Annotated in this window: 18 protein-coding genes; 12 read left to right on the top strand and 6 right to left on the bottom strand. The window is 40.1% G+C overall.

Translation table 11 applies throughout. From position 1 onward, the window contains the following. Positions 1-18: 18 nt before the first annotated feature. On the bottom strand, positions 19-3330 hold the full coding sequence (locus tag GARC_RS24985) for a S41 family peptidase (protein WP_007625813.1): 3312 nt from the start codon (positions 3328-3330) through the stop codon (positions 19-21). A 165-nt stretch (positions 3331-3495) separates the two neighbouring features. Here GARC_RS24985 and GARC_RS24980 point away from each other — a divergent pair, with 165 nt between their 5' ends. Continuing rightward, on the top strand, positions 3496-4329 hold the full coding sequence (locus tag GARC_RS24980) for a putative RNA methyltransferase (protein WP_081587622.1): 834 nt from the start codon (positions 3496-3498) through the stop codon (positions 4327-4329). 44 nt (positions 4330-4373) lie between these two features. Further along, entirely contained in the window at positions 4374-4565 is a 192-nt protein-coding gene (locus tag GARC_RS24975; protein ID WP_007625809.1) for a hypothetical protein, read from the top strand. 51 nt (positions 4566-4616) lie between these two features. Here GARC_RS24975 and GARC_RS24970 read toward each other — a convergent pair whose 3' ends face one another. Both GARC_RS24970 and GARC_RS24965 read right to left on the bottom strand, forming a co-directional pair. Then, positions 4617-5612 (bottom strand): potassium channel beta subunit family protein, encoded by a 996-nt coding sequence (locus GARC_RS24970; RefSeq protein WP_007625808.1) that lies wholly within the window; start codon positions 5610-5612, stop codon positions 4617-4619. 123 nt (positions 5613-5735) lie between these two features. After that, entirely contained in the window at positions 5736-6626 is an 891-nt protein-coding gene (locus tag GARC_RS24965) for a LysR family transcriptional regulator (protein ID WP_007625806.1), read from the bottom strand. Positions 6627-6740: 114 nt separating this feature from the next. Here GARC_RS24965 and GARC_RS24960 point away from each other — a divergent pair, with 114 nt between their 5' ends. Next, entirely contained in the window at positions 6741-7730 is a 990-nt protein-coding gene (locus GARC_RS24960; protein WP_007625804.1) for a zinc-dependent alcohol dehydrogenase family protein, read from the top strand. Between the two features lie 95 nt (positions 7731-7825). Continuing rightward, positions 7826-8629 carry an SDR family NAD(P)-dependent oxidoreductase gene (locus tag GARC_RS24955; protein ID WP_007625802.1) on the top strand — a complete coding sequence of 268 codons (804 nt, stop codon included), beginning with the start codon at positions 7826-7828 and terminating at the stop codon, positions 8627-8629. 44 nt (positions 8630-8673) lie between these two features. Here GARC_RS24955 and GARC_RS24950 read toward each other — a convergent pair whose 3' ends face one another. The 3 genes from GARC_RS24950 to GARC_RS24940 form a co-directional block, all read right to left on the bottom strand. Beyond that, positions 8674-9054, bottom strand: coding sequence for a hypothetical protein (locus GARC_RS24950; RefSeq protein WP_007625800.1), 381 nt, complete (start codon positions 9052-9054; stop codon positions 8674-8676). 178 nt (positions 9055-9232) lie between these two features. After that, on the bottom strand, positions 9233-10783 hold the full coding sequence (locus tag GARC_RS24945) for a DUF3413 domain-containing protein (RefSeq protein WP_007625798.1): 1551 nt from the start codon (positions 10781-10783) through the stop codon (positions 9233-9235). A gap of 19 nt (positions 10784-10802) precedes the next feature. Beyond that, entirely contained in the window at positions 10803-11021 is a 219-nt protein-coding gene (locus tag GARC_RS24940) for a YejL family protein (RefSeq protein WP_039990500.1), read from the bottom strand. A 176-nt stretch (positions 11022-11197) separates the two neighbouring features. Here GARC_RS24940 and yejK point away from each other — a divergent pair, with 176 nt between their 5' ends. From yejK to GARC_RS24900, 8 genes are all read left to right on the top strand, one after another. Next, a complete protein-coding gene (gene yejK, locus GARC_RS24935; protein WP_007625792.1) occupies positions 11198-12304 on the top strand; it encodes a nucleoid-associated protein YejK in 1107 nt (368 codons plus the stop codon). 87 nt (positions 12305-12391) lie between these two features. After that, positions 12392-13267 carry a 6-pyruvoyl trahydropterin synthase family protein gene (locus GARC_RS24930; RefSeq protein WP_007625791.1) on the top strand — a complete coding sequence of 292 codons (876 nt, stop codon included), beginning with the start codon at positions 12392-12394 and terminating at the stop codon, positions 13265-13267. Beyond that, positions 13260-14066 carry a M23 family metallopeptidase gene (locus GARC_RS24925; protein ID WP_007625790.1) on the top strand — a complete coding sequence of 269 codons (807 nt, stop codon included), beginning with the start codon at positions 13260-13262 and terminating at the stop codon, positions 14064-14066. Before GARC_RS24930 ends, GARC_RS24925 begins: the two co-directional genes overlap by 8 nt. A gap of 238 nt (positions 14067-14304) precedes the next feature. Then, a complete protein-coding gene (gene rplM / locus GARC_RS24920; RefSeq protein WP_007625789.1) occupies positions 14305-14733 on the top strand; it encodes a 50S ribosomal protein L13 in 429 nt (142 codons plus the stop codon). Positions 14734-14745: 12 nt separating this feature from the next. Then, positions 14746-15138 (top strand): 30S ribosomal protein S9, encoded by a 393-nt coding sequence (gene rpsI, locus GARC_RS24915; protein WP_007625787.1) that lies wholly within the window; start codon positions 14746-14748, stop codon positions 15136-15138. Between the two features lie 276 nt (positions 15139-15414). After that, complete coding sequence (gene petA / locus GARC_RS24910) at positions 15415-16047, top strand: ubiquinol-cytochrome c reductase iron-sulfur subunit (RefSeq protein ID WP_007625786.1); 633 nt, start codon at positions 15415-15417, stop codon at positions 16045-16047. A 1-nt stretch (position 16048) separates the two neighbouring features. Beyond that, the gene (locus GARC_RS24905) at positions 16049-17317 is read left to right on the top strand and encodes a cytochrome b (protein WP_039990498.1); all 1269 of its coding nucleotides are present in this window, start codon (positions 16049-16051) and stop codon (positions 17315-17317) included. Continuing rightward, positions 17314-18048 carry a cytochrome c1 gene (locus GARC_RS24900; RefSeq protein ID WP_007625781.1) on the top strand — a complete coding sequence of 245 codons (735 nt, stop codon included), beginning with the start codon at positions 17314-17316 and terminating at the stop codon, positions 18046-18048. Before GARC_RS24905 ends, GARC_RS24900 begins: the two co-directional genes overlap by 4 nt. The last annotated feature ends 101 nt before the right edge of the window (positions 18049-18149 follow it).

The following is an 18149-nucleotide window of genomic DNA, read 5'->3' as shown; positions in this document are numbered from 1 at the left end:
TTTGCACTCAGCTTATTGTTAATCGATTATATCATCAGCCGGCACATTGACCTTAGGAAAAGATCTAACTTTCAAAGGTTTAACGGGATCTTTGTTAATCTTTTTCTGAAGTAATTTAATTGCCGCCTGCAATTGCGCATCTTCACCATTAAAAGTCGCGTAGGGTAAATTGTCGACTTCGATATCTGGAGAGATACCTCTGCCTTCTGTGATCCAGCGGCCGTCTATGGCGTAAACAGGATATTCGGCTACTCGAGACATACCTCCGTCTGTTTGTCTATTACGACCACTTAACCACACACCTGCGCCTGCTGTCTGTTTACCAATTACTGTACCGAGCTTTAGGGCTTTAATACCAGCGGTAAAGGTTTCTCCGTCTGAATAGGTAAATTGATCTGCCAATACAACTAAATGTCCTCTGAAGGTTTGTTGCATGTTAGTAAAGGATTCGCCACCGCGCACTTGCCAAAATGACCAAGCTCTTTTGAGTAGTTTTTCTAATATCCAGCTATCGACATTGCCACCATTATTACGTCTGACGTCAATGATAAGTCCTTGCTTTTTATATTGCGCATAGAATTCTCTAGCAAAATTAGCCACGTCACCAGCGCCCATTGCACGTAAATGTAAATAACCTAACTCATCATTAGCTTGATGCACTTTTTGTTGATTCTGCGTCACCCAATCGAAATAACGATTGTAATAATCGTCTCTAGTTGAACTGGGTTTGACTACAGTTTTTAGTTGCTCTGTTGCTCGAGTTAGACTCAGCAATACTTGTTTTCCAGCTTGATTTTGTAGCGCCTTAGCAATGTCGGGAATGGTTTGTATACTTTGACCATTAATGGCGCTAATGATATCGCCTACTTTAGCGTTAACACCGGGCTTGGCTAGTGGCGATAGGCGGCTGATAAGTTCAGGGTCATTGCTATAAATATGTTCAATTTTCACGCCTTGTTTATCCTGAGAATATTCTGCGCCTAAAGTCGCAGCTTTGGCGGTGTTGTTATCCTTTGGCAAGTCGCCACCCCGCACTTGGGAGTGTAAGGTATTTAATTCGCCCATCATTTGTTTAAATATATCGTTTAACTCATTACGATCGGTCAAACGTGCTAACAAAGGTTGATACTTTTGTTTGACTGCAGACCAATCTAATCCGCGCATGTTTTTATCGAATAACGAATCACGATGCATTAACCAGGCGTCGTGAAATATCTGCTGCCACTCTTGCTGCGGGTTGACATGTAACTTCCAGTCGGAGGTATTTACTTTAGTGTCTTTTGCGGTACTTGAAAATTTGGCGTTAGCCGATACCAGATACATGTCTTTTTTGCTGCCCGTTTTCTGCAAAAATAGTGTCTGACCATCGTCAGACAAACCAAAAGACTGCACCGATCCTAAGAAAGTACTAGATTTGCTTTTAGGTTCTATTTTTATCGATTTTAATTCTGCTTGGCTGTTAGGTTCGGTAATTTTGTCCAGCACATATAAGAACTTTTTGTTTGCTAACATTTTTGAGTAGTTACCAGATGCAACAGGAACTTGCCATAATCTGTCGTTAATGTTTTGCCAATCCACAGCGATTTTTGGCTGGTCTGCAGTGGTTTTTTCTTCCGATGAATCTGTATCTTTCTGACCATCAGCTTGGTCTTTTTCATTATCTACTTCGGGGTCTTTTTGTGTATCTAGCCCATCGAGTTCAGTAGGTTGTTCGAATGGAAATTTTGCTTCTTCTTTTAAGGCAATAGCAAAAATTTCTGTTCTTCTATCAAAACTTGCGCCCATATTTCTGTCTCCCCAAGGTGAATTAGGGAAGCTGTCAAAGTGACGGTCAGATAAAAAATACAACCAATTTGTATCGCTAGAAAATGCCGGTGAAAACGAAGCATACTTCTCACTTGTAAGAGTCTGGTGTTTGTTGTTTAAGGTATCAATGAGCAATATTTGGCTACGCTCTGCTTTTACTTCCGTATAAGTGATAGCGATAAGTTGGCTGTTGCTAGACCATGCCAAAGAATCGATGGGAAAATTACCTACACTATTTGAGAGTACCTTTTCATTTTTTTTGCTGGCTATATTTAACAGCCACAAGTCACCGTTTTTATCATCATGGGCGATAGACTTCCCATCAGGCGATAGGTAAAGATCCCAGCGAAATATTTTGCCATCAAAGGTTAATTGTTCACCACCCTGTGAACCATCAGCAGGATATTGCCAAATTTCCATTTCGCCGCTGCTGTCGTTTAGAGCATAAACTGACTTTTTGTCGTGACTTAATAATGCCTTGCGGGTTCGGGAATCTTCGGGAGTCGCAATTTCAATTAATCTTGACCCATCAGTGGCGGCAATAGCAACTCGTCCTCGGGCTGTTAATAACACTTTTTTAGTATCGCCAGCTTGTTTTGCCGAAGTGAGGTTCTTCAAAGGGTCATTAACCCAGTGCTCTCTTAACTCTGGGAAATCTGAAGTAAGTGCGATATCCACCACTGAACTTTGCCCACTTGAGATATCAAAAATTTTAATGTCGGCACCTAGTTGGTAAACAATTTTATTGTTGTTTAGTCGAGCGGTTCTGACTTCCCAATCTTGATATTGAGTATGTTGTTGTTGATCTCGACCATTAAGTTTCATTGACCAAATATTGTCGCTGCCGCTTTGATTGCTAATAAAATATAAACGCTCGCCAGATATCATAGGGGTACGAGCCGAACCTTTATGTTTTACGGTAAGTTGAGTCGCTTCTTCATTTGATCCTAACTTGTACTTCCACAGCTCTCCTTTTGCGCCTCCTTGATAAGCGCGAGCATTATCATTGGATATTTGTAAGCCAAACTGAGTGAAAAATAATGTGTTGCCATCGGTTGTTATTGTACCTTCCACCGCATCAGCCAAGGGAATAGTAGTAGTGATAAGGGTAACGGGGTCAACTTGTTTGAGGGTCCAGTTTCCGGCAGGACCTACTCGGCCATTATAGCTATATAATACTTTTGAATCGGCGCTCCAACCCTGCACTTTCACCCTAACGTTTTCAAATGTAATACGTTTGGCTAAACCTCCTTGAATAGGCATAACATGCACTTCTGATGCGCCCGAGTAATTGGCTACAAAGGCTACCCAATTGCCATCAGGAGAAATGCTGGATTCTATTTCTTCAGCAGGGTGTGTGGTTAAGCGCTTGGCATATTTTTCACCTAATGTGGTTGTCCATAAATCACCTTCAGCGGTGAAAACCAAAGTGTCATTATGTAACGCGGGATAACGGTAATAACCTGACATGGCTAAAACAGGTTGTGTCACTAGCAGTAAATATATTAAAAAAATCGAGCGCATTTATTGGTTCCTTTGGGTTGGTGGGCGAGTCCAAACAAATTAATCATTTATTACGAAATTATAAAATAGAAGCTCAGTTAATAACAAAGAAGTAAACATGTCTATGATGATGTTACAATTTCCATCTTCGAAAAATGCGGTCTTAATAAGGTTTATCAATAGTTTATGTCGTCGTGGAAATGCCCCTCTTGCGCAAATGTGCTGTTTCTTAATAATAAGTCCTGGGCTTGTACAAATGGCCATAGTTATGATGTGGCGAAAGAAGGCTATGTTAATTTATTATTGGCCCAACATAAAAATAGCAAACAGCCTGGTGATAACAAACAAATGGTCAATGGTCGCCGTGCTTTTTTAGAGCAAGGCCATTATCAGCCTTTAGCAGATGCCATTTCCGAAATCTTTAAGCGGCATCTCACAACACTTGCAGATCAAACTGAAGTGAGTTTTTTTGATGCTGGCTGTGGTGAAGGTTATTACATGGATCAGGTGAGTCAATCTAGCAATCAAGTTGACATTAAAATTGGGTTTAGTGGCTTAGACATATCTAAGTTTGCGGTGCAAAAAGCCGCTAAGAAATACCCCAAAAACCATTTCGCAGTGGCGAGTACTTTTCAATTACCACTTGAAAATAATAGTCAGGACACTGTATTGCAAATCTTTGCGCCCAGCAGTGAGCTCGAAATTCATCGTGTATTAAAGTCCACTGGCATATGGATTACAGTTAATCCCGCCGCGAATCATTTATATGAATTTAAACAGGCTTTATACGACAATCCTACTGAGCACAAAGCAGAGCAGCTAACGCCAGATGGATTTTCTTTAGCAGAACAGCTAAATGTAAGTTTTGTTATGCAACTCACCGAACCAGATCAAAGGGAAAACCTGTTAATGATGACACCTTACTACTGGTCGGCAACTGCTGAGAAAAAGCAGAAGTTAGTAGATAACTTGCAACAATTCACTACAGATTTTGATGTTTGTGTGTATAACAAACAATAGGCTTAAGTCTAGAGTCGACAAAGGCATGAATAAATAGGTGTTTTATGAGTGATGAAGAACTAAGCCCTTTCTGGGTGAACACCAACGAGGGACAGTATCAGGTGGTAGACGGCAGTGATCGCACTTGGCTGGAAACCTCTCATGCCGCGACTGCTGAACATTATGTGGATTTACTGAATAAGGCTTTTAAATCTGGATTTAAAAAAGGTTTCCGTAAAGCTCGTGCTGCTGAGTAAAAACCTATAGAAAAAACATAGCAGGTTTAACTGCTATGTTTTAAAGCCAAGTTACTGACCAAAACGCTCCTCAGCTGCAGGTTTGTTATCAACAATACTTTCTATGCGTTCCAAAACCTCTGGGGTTAACTTATCAAGAGCATTTACCGCGCTTAAGTTATCTTCTAGTTGAGACAATCTAGACGCACCTAAAATAACCGTACTAACATGCGGATTCTTTAAACACCAAGCAATGGATAAATGCGTTAGGCTGATACTTAACTCATTAGCGAGTGTGGTCAGTTGTCTAATTTTAGCGAGCTTTTGTTTGCCGTCTTCGCTGGTCCATAAATCTCGCAGCCATTCATAACCCGGAAGTTTTAAGCGACTGTCATCAGGAATGCCATCGTTATACTTACCCGTTAACAATCCGCTAGCTAATGGTGACCAGATTGTGGTGCCCATGCCATATTGTTCATATAGCGTAGTAAACTCACCTTCAACTTTATCGCGGTGCAATAAATTATATTGAGGTTGCTCCATAGTGGGTGGGGTTAAATGCTCTTGACGCGATATAGCATGGGCTTGGGTAATCTGCTGTGCCGACCACTCTGACGTACCCCAATATATCACTTTACCTTGCACAACTAGGTTGTGCATAGCGCGCACTGTTTCTTCAATGGGAGTATCAATATCGGGGCGATGGCAAAAGTACAAATCTAAATAGTCAACATGTAAGCGTTTAAGCGCAGCATCACATGCATCTCGCACGTGTTTAGCGCTTAAGCCCATTTGCATTTTTTTGTCGCCTCCCCAAAATACTTTAGAGGAAACTGCGAAGGTATCACGTGCTAAACCTAAGCCAGAAATTGCATCGCCCATGATTTTTTCTGATCCCCCAGCTTCATAACCTTCGGCATTATCAAAGAAGTTAATGCCGCCATCGTAAGCGGTCTTTAATAGTTTTTTTGCATCTCTAATATCAACTTGTTTGCCAAAAGTAACCCAAGAGCCCAATGACAAAGCCGAAACTTTTAAGCCTGCTTTACCTAAACGACGATATTCCATTTATATTTCCTCATATTTTAAATTAATATTCAGTTGTTCTTCCTAAGTATCACTATTTGGAAAACAATATTGATAACTTTGTGAATTTTTATAAATAACTCTATTTTATGCTCGATAGTATTTTTATTCCCAGTAGGGTGCATCCCCAAATTGGTCAGTAAAATAATCGATGAAAGCTCTCACTTTAGGGGCAAGTAACCTAGAGCTAGGGTAAACGGCCCAAATGGCCGTATCACTTACCAGTGGGTAATCTTTAAGGATTTGGATAAGTTCTCCATTTTGTAAGTGTTTATAAATACTCCATCGAGAGTTGATGGTAATTCCCAGTCCATTAATACAAGCGTCACGCACGGCTTCGCCATTGTCGGTTCTGAAGTTACCTTTAGCTTTAATGTTTACTTGTCCTTTTGGTGTTTGAAATGCCCAATCATCAAGCCCCATTAAGGTAATACATTGGTGGGAGTTTAACTCTTGGGGAGTGGCTGGCTCTGCGTGTTTTTGCAAATAACTTGGCGATGCACACAAAATCCTATTATCAGCTGCTAATTTTCTCGCAATTAAACTGGAATCCTTTAATTGAGAATTACGAATCGCAATATCAAAGCCACCTTCAACTAAATCAACAATAGTATCTGAGAGTTTTAAATCGACATTTAATTCAGGATAAAGTGTTAGAAAGTTAGTGAGTGCAGGCAATATATGCATGCGTCCAAAAGACGCTGGTGCAGCAACACGTAATGTTCCTATTGGTGAAGCGTTACCGGCACCAACCGACATTCGGGCTGCTTCAATGCTAGATATCACATCTTCGGCGTAAGGAAGAAAGGCTATTCCTTCTTCGGTAAGTGACACTTTTCTTGTGGTTCGATGAATTAAACGTACACCTAGGCCTGCTTCTAATTTATTGATATGCGCGCTAGCGACCGCTGCTGATAGCCTTAATTCGCTTCCTGCTAAGCTAATGTTATGGGTCGCTGCAATTCTAATAAAAAGTTTAAGGTGTTCAATATTCATGATTATCAACATAATCTATAAAGTGATTCTTCTTTCAAGTCTATTATCAAGGTATTCAATAGTAAATATACTGACTTCATTAAATCATCCAAATTAATTAATGAAGGAAATCTCATGAAAGCAATGATCATAAAAAGTTTTGGCGGTTCAGACGTTTTTGAACTAGCTGATATAGCAAAACCTGAAATAAAAGCCGGCCATGTTTTAGTCAGTATTGCAGCAAGCAGCGTAAACACAGTAGATACAATGATCCGTTTAGTGGGTGAAGAGTTACCTCTGGCTCCACCATTACCAGCTGTTTTAGGCATGGACTTTGCCGGAACGGTTGAAGCGGTTGGTGAAGGTGTGACTCAGTTTGTAGTAGGAGATGAAGTATACGGCTGTGCTGGTGGATTAGTTGATTTACCTGGAACCTTGGCAGAATATATTGTGGCAGATGTTAACTTAATTGCTAGAAAAGCAAAAAACTTAAGCATGCGTGAAGCGGCTGCCATTCCTTTAGTGGGCATTACTGCTTACGAAGGTCTAATGCGCGCTAATACCAGTAAAGATCAAACTGTATTAGTACATGGTGGTTCGGGTGGTGTAGGCCATATTGCTATACAACTAGCTAACTACATGGGTGCTAATGTTTTTGCTACAGGTGGTGGTGATAAACAACTCACGTTAATTGAAAAGCTTGGCGCAAAGGGTATTAATTACAAAACTGAAGCTGTTGAAGATTACGTGGCTAAACATACAAATGGAGCTGGTTTTGATGTGGTATTTGACTCAGTTGGTGGTGCAAATATGATTAATTCATTTAATGCAGCAGCGTTAAATGGCCAGGTTGCATCAACCGTTTCTATGGTGGAATTAGATTTAAGTGTGGCGCATTTTAAAGGGCTTTCATTACATGTTGTTTTTATGCTTATCTCTATGTTGCATAATTATAAGCGAGAAGCTCACGCTCAGATCCTTAACAAATTGACTGAAATAGCAGAAGCGGGTGCTTTACGTCCAGTGTTAGATGAGCAAACTTTTAGCTTAGAAGAAGCAGGTCGTGCGCACGATCGTCTTTCAAGTGGTCAAGGCATGGGTAAAGTGGTTATCGATATAAAATAACGGGATAAAATGCTGTCTTCGTTAAAAGAAACTAGTTTTGACGAGATTAATCGAGGTTACAATCATTTTTTATTGCAGTTTAAAGGAGGCATAACATGGCAAAAACAATCTTAATTACAGGTGCAACAGACGGTATTGGTTTAGAAACGGCAAAACTGTTAGCGTCTAATGGCCATGATTTGTTAATACACGGACGTAATAGTGAAAAGTTAAGCTCAGTAAAAAAACTCTTGTCTGCAATACCTAATGCAGGGAGCATCAAAACGTATTTGGCAGATTTATCTGAATTTGCGGATGTTTCAAAATTAATTAGTAATATTAAGAATGAATATAAACATCTTGATGTTCTGATTAATAACGCGGGCGTATTTAAAACCAATAACCCCATTACGGCTGATGGCCTAGATGTACGCTTTGTGGTGAATACTATTTCCCCTTACCTTCTTACCCAAGAACTTTTACCGTTACTTGGGCATTCAGGGCGAGTTATCAATCTTTCTTCAGCCGCTCAAGCACCGGTCAATATTCAGGCATTACTTGGTAAGGCAATACTTACAGACATGGAAGCTTATGCACAAAGCAAATTGGCTATTACCATGTGGAGTAAAACGCTTGCTGATAAAACTGCCGGAAGAGGGCCTACTGTTATTGCTGTTAATCCGGGATCTTTACTCGCCTCAAAAATGGTAACAGAAGGGTTTGGTGTTGCAGGAAAGGATTTAAGTATTGGTGCAAAAATATTGCAACGTATAGCGCTAGAAGAGGGAATTTCTGAACACTCAGGTGAATATTTTGATAACGACAGTGGGCAGTTTTCGCCTCCACATCCAGATGGGCTTAATGTTCAAAAATCAAAAGAAATTGTAGACGTGATAGAAAAAATTATAAATAACCGATAAAAATGCTGTTACTTAAAATACAAAAATTGATTGGGCATTATTTTCTAGATTAAATACTTATTCTTTAGCTGATCTGTGGTTTGATCATCTTCGAAGAAATAGGCATGCAAGCTTTGGATTTCTTGAACTTTTTGCTGGTATTGCTGTTTGTCTAACATTTCATATAACAGGGGTAACAGACGTTTTATATAGCGATAACACTGTTTTCGCCAAACACTGGCAAGGCAATTATCACACATAGTATCTATCAAAGTGTTGAGTACGCGCATATGTGCTTGTTGCACTGCGGATATATCAGAGTACTTTTTAGCCCGCTCCAATCCTAAGTGTACGTAGCAACTAATGATGTCTTTGTTAGTTTCGTAATCGCCATAGCGAACCGACATTTCTACAGCAGAAAAAGTAAAACAATACGAATAAGACATAAAACGCCATAATGTAAATGATAACCGTTATCATTTACATTATGGCGCTTTTAATATGATGTCAACACAGAAATGCAAAAATAGTGTGAAAGTTCATCTATTTCTGAGGCACCACATGCAACTAAGTTAGGCTCTTAAAGCAAGAGCCTATTGATGAATTTAGAAAAGCTAGTTCAGATTATTTATAAGGTTTGTTTGAACGTTTAGCTGAAAAGTGACTTAGATGTTTAATCCCTTGGCTAAGAATATTGGTATTTACTTGGCTAAAGGCTTCGTCGCCTGTATTTAAGTCAAAAACACGCACATTGCCATTGCTCATTATCTCAATTCTTTGTTCATTGGTCAGTAACAATACTTTGCTGCCTTGAGTACTGACAATATAGTTGAGTTTACTTTTTTGAGTAAGAGTATCTCCAGTACTATATGTTGTGGTTTGTGCCGCACAGCCCATTAAATGTAAGGCTGTGGGGGCGAGGTCCTCTAAACTAGTCATAGATTTATTGACGCTAATATTGGTCAGTAATGAATTGTTTAACGGGTTTTGAGCAACGAGGTTAGTAACTATCACCTGATATTGCGATAATACGCTTTCTGTTAAAAGCTCATTTAATTGCTCTGCTTTAACAAAACCGACAGATAAATTACTCGATGCATTGAATAGGTTTTGCTTAAATTGCTGCCAATTTTGCTGATAAGTCCTGAGCTGTTGATTCTTAGTATTGTCGAGATACAAAGATACATTTAGTCCCAAAGAGCTGGGTATTTGCAGTAATAATGGCGAGTATTTTTGCAATGCATCGTGATACAACTCAGGTAATCCATATAAAACAGTTGTGATGCCATACTCTAAAGATGATTGCAGTAGATAGTGATGCTCAAACTTTGATAAACCTACTATAGAAGTCGGCATTTCTCCTGCCACCAGTGATAATAACAATACTTTTTTGCTGCTATCTACTGAGCAGTAAACTGGATCCGCTGGGTAGGTAATGCCATTGATGGTTTTATTGAACTGTAGTGCTTTGCGTTGCTGATAGTCTTCAATGTCAAGCAAACTATATTTGGCCATCAGGGTTTTAGCGGTAGCCGGATAGGATAAGGGAAACATATTGTCTTGTTGCACAATGGGCTGATACAGCTTAGCATCAGCCCATACATGTAAGGCATGGCTGATAACAAAACAGCTGACAAAAAAGCTACTAATAGGTAAACCTAATTTGCGTTTTTGTAATCTGCCGATACGTTGCCATAACGCATTCGCAACAATTAATTGGAATGACAACCAGACAACAAACAATAACAGCAAAAATCCCCATTGCTGCCAACCAAACTGAGCCATCGCGGTTTGTGTTTCATTGCGGATAAGCTGGGCCGAGTTAATACTCAGGTGCACGCCATATTTGTTATACAGTAGTGCATCAAAAGCCAATAAGGCTAAACCTAACGCCGCTAACACTGAACTCAACACTTTGACCGCTTTTGCGTTAGGAACTAAGTAACAAAGTGGTAAAATGAGAATAACAAAACCAAAAAAGGTCAAAAATCCAATATGACTTATCCAATTAGTGAATAAGTAAAAGGTTCCGACGGCTGAACCAGGAGCCGGAGAGTTAAGAATATAAATGGCGGCAATGGTCACCGCAATCACAATATTAAGCAGTGCAAACCAATGACCCCAATTAACTAATTGGGTTACTAATTTTCTGCGCGGGGTTTCAGCTAGGATCATTTAACCTGTCGACCTTTTTTTATTTTCCATTGATACTTTTTAATAGCACTTGTGTAAACTGTTCGGCCATTTGTTGGCGCTTGTTTTCTGGAACTTGCTGGTGGAAAATATTAGTTATGACATTACCTAACACCATAAGTGACAGGTCTCGATTCGCTTTATTTTTCTCAATAGCAATAATGATGTCATGCATTATGGCTTCAAATTGGCTGTCAGAGTATTTGGATTGTTGTGGCATGTTGCTTGGCTCAGAAATAATAACACTGTGTATTTGAGCGATAATAACAATGGTCTAGATAAAATGCGAATAAAGCATCGAGGGTGAGTTGAATTTTTGTATATCGACGAGATACAAAAAGACCAATATGCTCAAGTTAGTGACTAAATTTAATTGATTTTTGTTAAGGAAAAAATGTGAGTGCGTTGATCCATCACTTTGTTGTACACCAATTAGCCGTTAACCAACAACAAGAACTAACCCTAGTTCCAAGAGCGAGTTGTTTTGATGTAAGCCCCGAGATAGAAAACTTGGCGCAACAAATCAATCATGCTTTTAATACTAAACCCGGTAAAGGGGTTGGCGCCTTTGTCGCTGAAAATGTTGAGATAGTCAGTGTAAGTAGAGAGCCATCAGCTAATGAAGAGCCCTCAGCCGGTGAAGAGCCATCAGCTAACGAAGAACCGCAAGTTCTGACTCCTCACGCCGTGTCATTTAAAACCTTGTTAGAAGATTTGCAGTCTGAAAAACATGACTTCGTTGAATTTAGTATTCAAGCCAGCGAGTTGTTGAAAAAGTCTTTAATTGATACAGGCACACTTGAAACTGGCTTTGTGGTGTTTAGTCATTACCAGTTTCTAGCCACTGATTATTTGATGATTGCGATCATCAACACTAAACAACATGTTGAAATAAGCAGAGATTTAGAGCTAACCAGCAGTGACCATTTAGATTTAGCTAAAATGCAATTGGCGGTTAGAATTGATTTGACACAATTAGCCGTGACAGCGGAACAACTTCGCTATATCAGCTTTATCAAAGGTCGTATGGGACGTAAAGTGTCTGATTTCTTTATGCATTTTATTGGTTGTGAAGAATTAGTTGATATTAAACAACAGAATAAGCAGTTATTAACCACTGTGGATGCGTTTTTAGCTGCTGAACAATTAGATCCTCAAGAAAAACATCAAGCACGAGAAACAGTTTCCAATTATTACAAAGAAAAACTCGAGTTGGGTGAAGATATTCAAATTCAAGAACTGGCTGCCAAACTACCTAGTGATCATGTTAGCTTTGAGGAATTTAACCAAAGTGCAGAATTGCCAGTAGAAGAACACTTTCAAGCTGATCGCGGCGTGTTAAAAACCTTAGCCAAGTTTAGTGGTCAAGGTGGTGGTATTTCCCTCAGTTTTGAGCGTAAGTTATTGGGTGATAGAGTGAGTTATGATGCCGGTTCGGATACTTTGATGATCAGAGGCATTCCACCAAACTTGAAAGATCAACTTTTGAAATCACAAAGCTGACTTCTGACTAGTTATCTTTATAATACAACGATAGTTTTAGAATATACCCATAAACACTTTACACAGAACAGGACATAACCACTTTTTATGCAATTATTTGTTAATGATTTAACCGTAATGGACTTCTCTTATCTTTGCCCTGAGCGTGGCATGGTAGGAGAAAGCTGGATAGTAGACGTGATCCTAAGCGGTGATTTGAATGAAGAAAGCATGGTGTTGGACTTTGGTAAAGTTAAGAAACAACTGAAACAGCTTATTGATGAATACATAGATCATAAGTTATTAGTGCCAGTTGAACACCAATACAGCCGTGTTAAACATGATGAAAAATCGGACCGAGTTAAAGTGGACTTTATTCGACCAGATGGCAAGTCGATTCATCTAAATTGTCCTGCTGAAGCTTATGCCTTTGTGTATTCACCAAATGTCACTATGCCTTCGGTGAGTGATTATCTTAAAGACGTTATTGCCACTCATTTGCCAGAAAACGTTGCCGGTCTTGAACTTAACTTGAGGGCTGAAGTGATTAATACACCTTATTATCACTACACCCACGGCCTTAAAAAACATGATGGCAATTGCCAACGTATCGCCCATGGTCACCGCTCTAAAGTGGTGGTGTTTGAAAATCAGCAAGAAAGCACCAAATGGCAACAATACTGGGCAGATCGTTGGTGTGATATTTATATTGGCTCGACTGAAGACATAGTTGATATCGGCGAAACCGTTTTCTCGCTTCCTGATGATGATGCCACGCAACATTATGTGTTCGCCTATGAATCGTCACAAGGCAGGTTTGAATTGGCTATTCCAAAAGCGGAATCAGAAATGTTAGATACTGATACTACAGTTGAATGTTTAGCGCAGTATATGGCAGATGAACATAAACGATTACAGAGTAACAGTGACTTCAAGGTTTTAGCTTATGAAGGCGTGGGTAAAGGAGCGATAGCTTTTGCTTAAGTTTCTAGCCACATGTTTTTTTTGTTTGTTGTCCTTTGGGGTTATCGCTAAAGACCTCCAGTTAAAAGGCAAAATGACCCAAGGGAGTTTGATTCGAGGCCAAGTTCCAGTTGGTCATCAAGTTTGGCTAAATGACACTGCAATAAAAATATCACCGGAAGGGTATTTTACTTTTGGGTTTGGTCGCGATGCCGAGTTAACCCAGCAACTCAAGTGGTTTGATAATCAAGGAGTCCAGCACACTCAATCTTTGCAACTTCAAGCTAGAACATACGATATTCAGAAAATTGAAGGCATTCCCAGCAAATACGTCAGCCCCCCAAAAGAAGTCAGTGCGCGGATCAAATTAGATAATCAGCAAATAGCTAAGGCTCGTTCATTAAACGCTGAACGTACAGACTTTTTTCAAGACTTTATTTGGCCGGCCGCAGGGCCAATTAGCGGAGTGTATGGTAGTCAGCGAGTTTTTAACGGCACCCCTAAACGCCCACATTTCGGCTTAGACGTAGCCGGCCCAACAGGCACTGCTGTGTACGCACCGGCCGATGGTATTGTGACCTTGTTTGTGCCAGACATGTATTACTCCGGTGGCACCATGATCATCGACCATGGCCATGGAGTATCTTCTACTTTTTTGCATCTAAGTAAAGGCCACGTAAAAGCCGGAACTAAAGTCAAACAAGGTGATTTGGTTGCTGAAATTGGTGCTACAGGGCGTGTGACTGGCCCCCATTTAGACTGGCGAATTAATTGGTTTAAGGAAAGACTCGATCCTGCTCTTTTAGTGCCTAAGCGTTAAACTACGGCTAAAAGCCCGTTTATTAGTAAAAAGCTCAAAATTTACTCTCGCGTTTTCTTTTAACATCTGTATAATTCGCGCCCTGCCCAGTTGCCCCCGCTTGTGGGAAAGCGGATGAATCATACGACTCGAAGGGGTCAAGGTATTGATTTTTAGCGGTTTTGTGTAGCAGTCGGTAGTTAAATGCCGGACATGAAACCAACGTAACGATTATTTATATATTTCGGGTAATTTTAAAATGAAAACTTTTGTTGCAAAGCCAGAAACGGTAAAACGTGAATGGTATGTGGTTGACGCCGCAGACAAAACTCTTGGTCGCTTAGCGACTGAGATTGCTAGCCGTTTACGCGGAAAGCATAAGCCAGAGTACACACCTCATGTAGACACTGGTGATTACATAGTTGTGATCAACGCTGAGAAAATCACTGTTACTGGCAATAAAGCCAAGGGCAAGATTTATTATTCTCATTCTGGTTATCCAGGCGGTCTTAAAGATACAACCTTTGAGAAGTTACAAGCTTTCAAACCAGAGATGATCATTGAAAAAGCGGTTAAAGGTATGTTGCCTAAAGGTCCTCTTGGACGCGATATGTTCCGCAAAATGAAAGTCTTCGCTGGTCCTGAGCATACACATGCTGCTCAGCAGCCTCAAGTCTTAGACCTTTAAGGAGCATTACAGATGGCAGATAATCAATATTACGGCACTGGCCGACGCAAAAGTTCTACCGCTCGTGTTTTTCTTCGCGCAGGCAGTGGCAACATTGTAGTAAATCAACGTCCTCTTGACGTATTCTTTGGTCGTGAGACTGCACGTATGATCGTGCGTCAACCGCTAGAATTAGTTGAAATGACTGAAAAGTTTGACATTTACATCACCGTTGCCGGTGGTGGTATTAGTGGTCAGGCTGGTGCAATTCGTCACGGCATTACACGTGCCTTGATGGAATTTGACGAAACTCTTCGTCCAGCATTACGTAAAGCGGGCTTTGTTACTCGTGATGCACGTAAAGTTGAACGTAAGAAAGTTGGTCTTCATAAAGCACGTAAACGTCCTCAATTCTCAAAACGTTAATTGTTCGACGACAGTCTCTTTACAAAAGACATTTAAAAAAACCCAGCTTTTGCTGGGTTTTTTATTGCTTACGATTTGTACAAAAAAACATCATCTCTTCAATATTCTCCTAAAAACACCTTAAGTATCAGTAATTCTTCATTTTATTGACGATTTCCTTGTCTTTTATGTGGGTTTTCTTTTATCATTTTCGGTTAATAGAAAAACTTTATTTTTTGAGTCAAATATCATTCAAAAATTAAAGTGTCAGCCATATTAACCCTCGGAGATTAGTGGATGAGCAATGTATCTTTAGATGCGCATGATTCGTCTGAAACCGAAAACCAACCAACCAATAGTAATAGACGCCGATTTTTAACGGTTGCGACTTCTGTTGTTGGTGGTGTCGGTGTAGTCGGTGCTGCAGTGCCTTTTATCGCATCCTGGAACCCTAGTATCAAAGCGAAAGCTGCTGGTGCTGATATCGAAGCTGATATCAGTAAAATCGAACCAGGTCAGTTGATTCGGGTTATTTGGCGAAGCAAACCAGTTTGGATTGCGCGGCGAACACCTGAATTATTAGCGTCCTTGCTCACTCATGACGATCAATTAAAAGATCCTAACTCCGATGAAGAGCAGCAACCTGAGTTTGCTAAAAACTCTTATCGTTCTTTGAAAGAAGAATATCTAGTGTTAGTAGGAATTTGCACCCATTTAGGTTGTTCTCCACAGCATTTAAAAGATGGTGCTTTCGCTGAATACGTAGAAGGTGTAGAAGAAGGCTTTTTCTGTCCTTGCCACGGTTCTAAGTTTGATATGGCTGGTCGAGTATTCGAAAACGTGCCAGCGGGTTTGAATTTGGTGGTACCGCCTTACATGTTTATTGACGACAATACTATTTTGATTGGTTCCGAAGAAGGGGCAGCATAATATGTGGAAAAATTTAATGGACTGGGTTGAGTATCGTCTTCCCATAATGCGCGTTGCTAATATGCACGCCATTCAATATCCCGCCCCTCGCAACATGAACTTTTGGTACATGTTTGGGTTTTTAGCGACCATAGTGTTAGTGAACCAAATCGTCACAGGCGTATGGTTAACTATGAGTTTTACACCTACTGCTGAAGAAGCATTTGCTTCAGTAGAATACATCATGCGTGATGTTGAATACGGCTATATACTCCGCTACATGCATAGCACAGGGGCATCGGCCTTCTTTATTGTTGTCTATTTGCATATGTTCAGAGGCATGATTTACGGCTCTTATCAAAAGCCTCGTGAGCTATTGTGGTTGTTCGGTATGTTTATCTACTTAGCGCTTATGGCAGAAGCCTTTATGGGTTATGTACTTCCTTGGGGACAAATGTCCTACTGGGGCGCACAGGTAATTGTATCTTTGTTCAGTGCTATTCCTGTGATTGGTCCTGACTTGGTTATCTGGATCCAGGGTGACTACGTTATCTCTGGGGCAACACTTAACCGTTTCTTTGCTCTGCATGTTATTGCACTGCCGTTAGTTATTGTGATTTTAGTGTTCTTGCACATAGTGGCATTACATGAAGTTGGCTCTAATAACCCCGATGGAACCGACGTTAAGCGTAAGAAAGGTTCCCTTAAAGATAGTGAAAAAACCAACTTCAAAATCCATGAATACTATACGGATAAATACGACATCGTTGACGATATAGTACCGTTCTTCCCCCATATAGTGTTGAAAGACCTTGTTGGCTTTGCATTCTTCTTACTGGCATTCTGTTACATCATGTTCTTTAACCCAGAGATGGGCGGATACTTCCTTGAGCACCCTAACTTTGAGATTGCTAACCCGTTGAAAACACCAGAACATATCTTTCCTGTATGGTACTTCACGCCTTTCTATGCAATTTTGAAAGCTGTACCCCATAAATTGGGTGGTGTTATTGCTATGTTTGCAGCGATTATATTCTTGGCACTGTTGCCATGGCTTGATAGAGGTAAAGTGAAATCTTGGCGTTATCGTTGTGGTTTACATAGATGGAACTTGATGATTTTTGCTGCGGTATTTATTTTCTTAGGTTATTTAGGTGGTACACCTCAAGAAGCTTGGAAAATTACTGCATCACAAATTTTGACCATCATGTATTTTGGTTTCTTTGTATTGTTATTTATATATAGCAAAAATGAACGCACCAAGCCTGTACCAGCGAGGATCACAGAATGAAAAAGTTAATTTTTGTATTGTCCTTGTTGTTACCTATGGGGGCTTTTGCTGCAGGCGGCAATGTTCACTTAGATAAAGCTGAATATGACTTAACCGACAAAGCCTCTTTGCAAACTGGTGCTAAGTTGTTTATGAACTACTGCTTAGGTTGTCATCAAACCCAATATCAACGTTATCAGAGAACTTTCGATGACTTAGATATTCCACTTGAACTTGGCAGCGCGAATTTGCAGTTTACTGGTGAGAAGCCAGGTGAACATATTAAAAATGCTATGCCAAGCGAGTCAGCAGCTAAATGGTTTGGTGCGCCGCCTCCAGACTTAACCTTAGTTGCCAGGGTTCGTGGTGCAGATTGGATTTATACTTACTTAAGAACTTTTTATGCTGATGAAAGTACTAAGTTTGGTGTTAATAACCTAGTGTTCCCAGATGTTGGTATGCCTCATGCATTGCAAGAACTACAAGGTGTACCAAGAAAAACCACTGAAAAAATGTTGGTAGACGGTGTGATGGTCGACCGTTATGTTGGCATTAAAGCTGACGGTAGTGGTGAACTAAGTGCAGCTGAGTACGACACAGCAGTGTTAGATTTAGTGAACTATTTAGTGTATATCGGTGAACCTTCGCGCTTACAGTCAGAAGCCATTGGCCGTTGGGTAATGATATTTTTACTGGTACTGCTAGTGTTAATCTATTTACTGAAGAAAGATTATTGGAGGGACGTACACTAATTCATAGCACTTTTATATTGAATTTAGTGTATAATCCGCAAAATTTTTGAGAGGGGCTATATATAACGTATATGCCCCTTTCTTTTCCGTTTTTAATTAGC

Source organism: Paraglaciecola arctica BSs20135, assembly GCF_000314995.1.
In the GTDB taxonomy this organism is placed as follows: domain Bacteria; phylum Pseudomonadota; class Gammaproteobacteria; order Enterobacterales; family Alteromonadaceae; genus Paraglaciecola; species Paraglaciecola arctica.
This window is presented reverse-complemented; position numbering and strand designations above follow the sequence as displayed.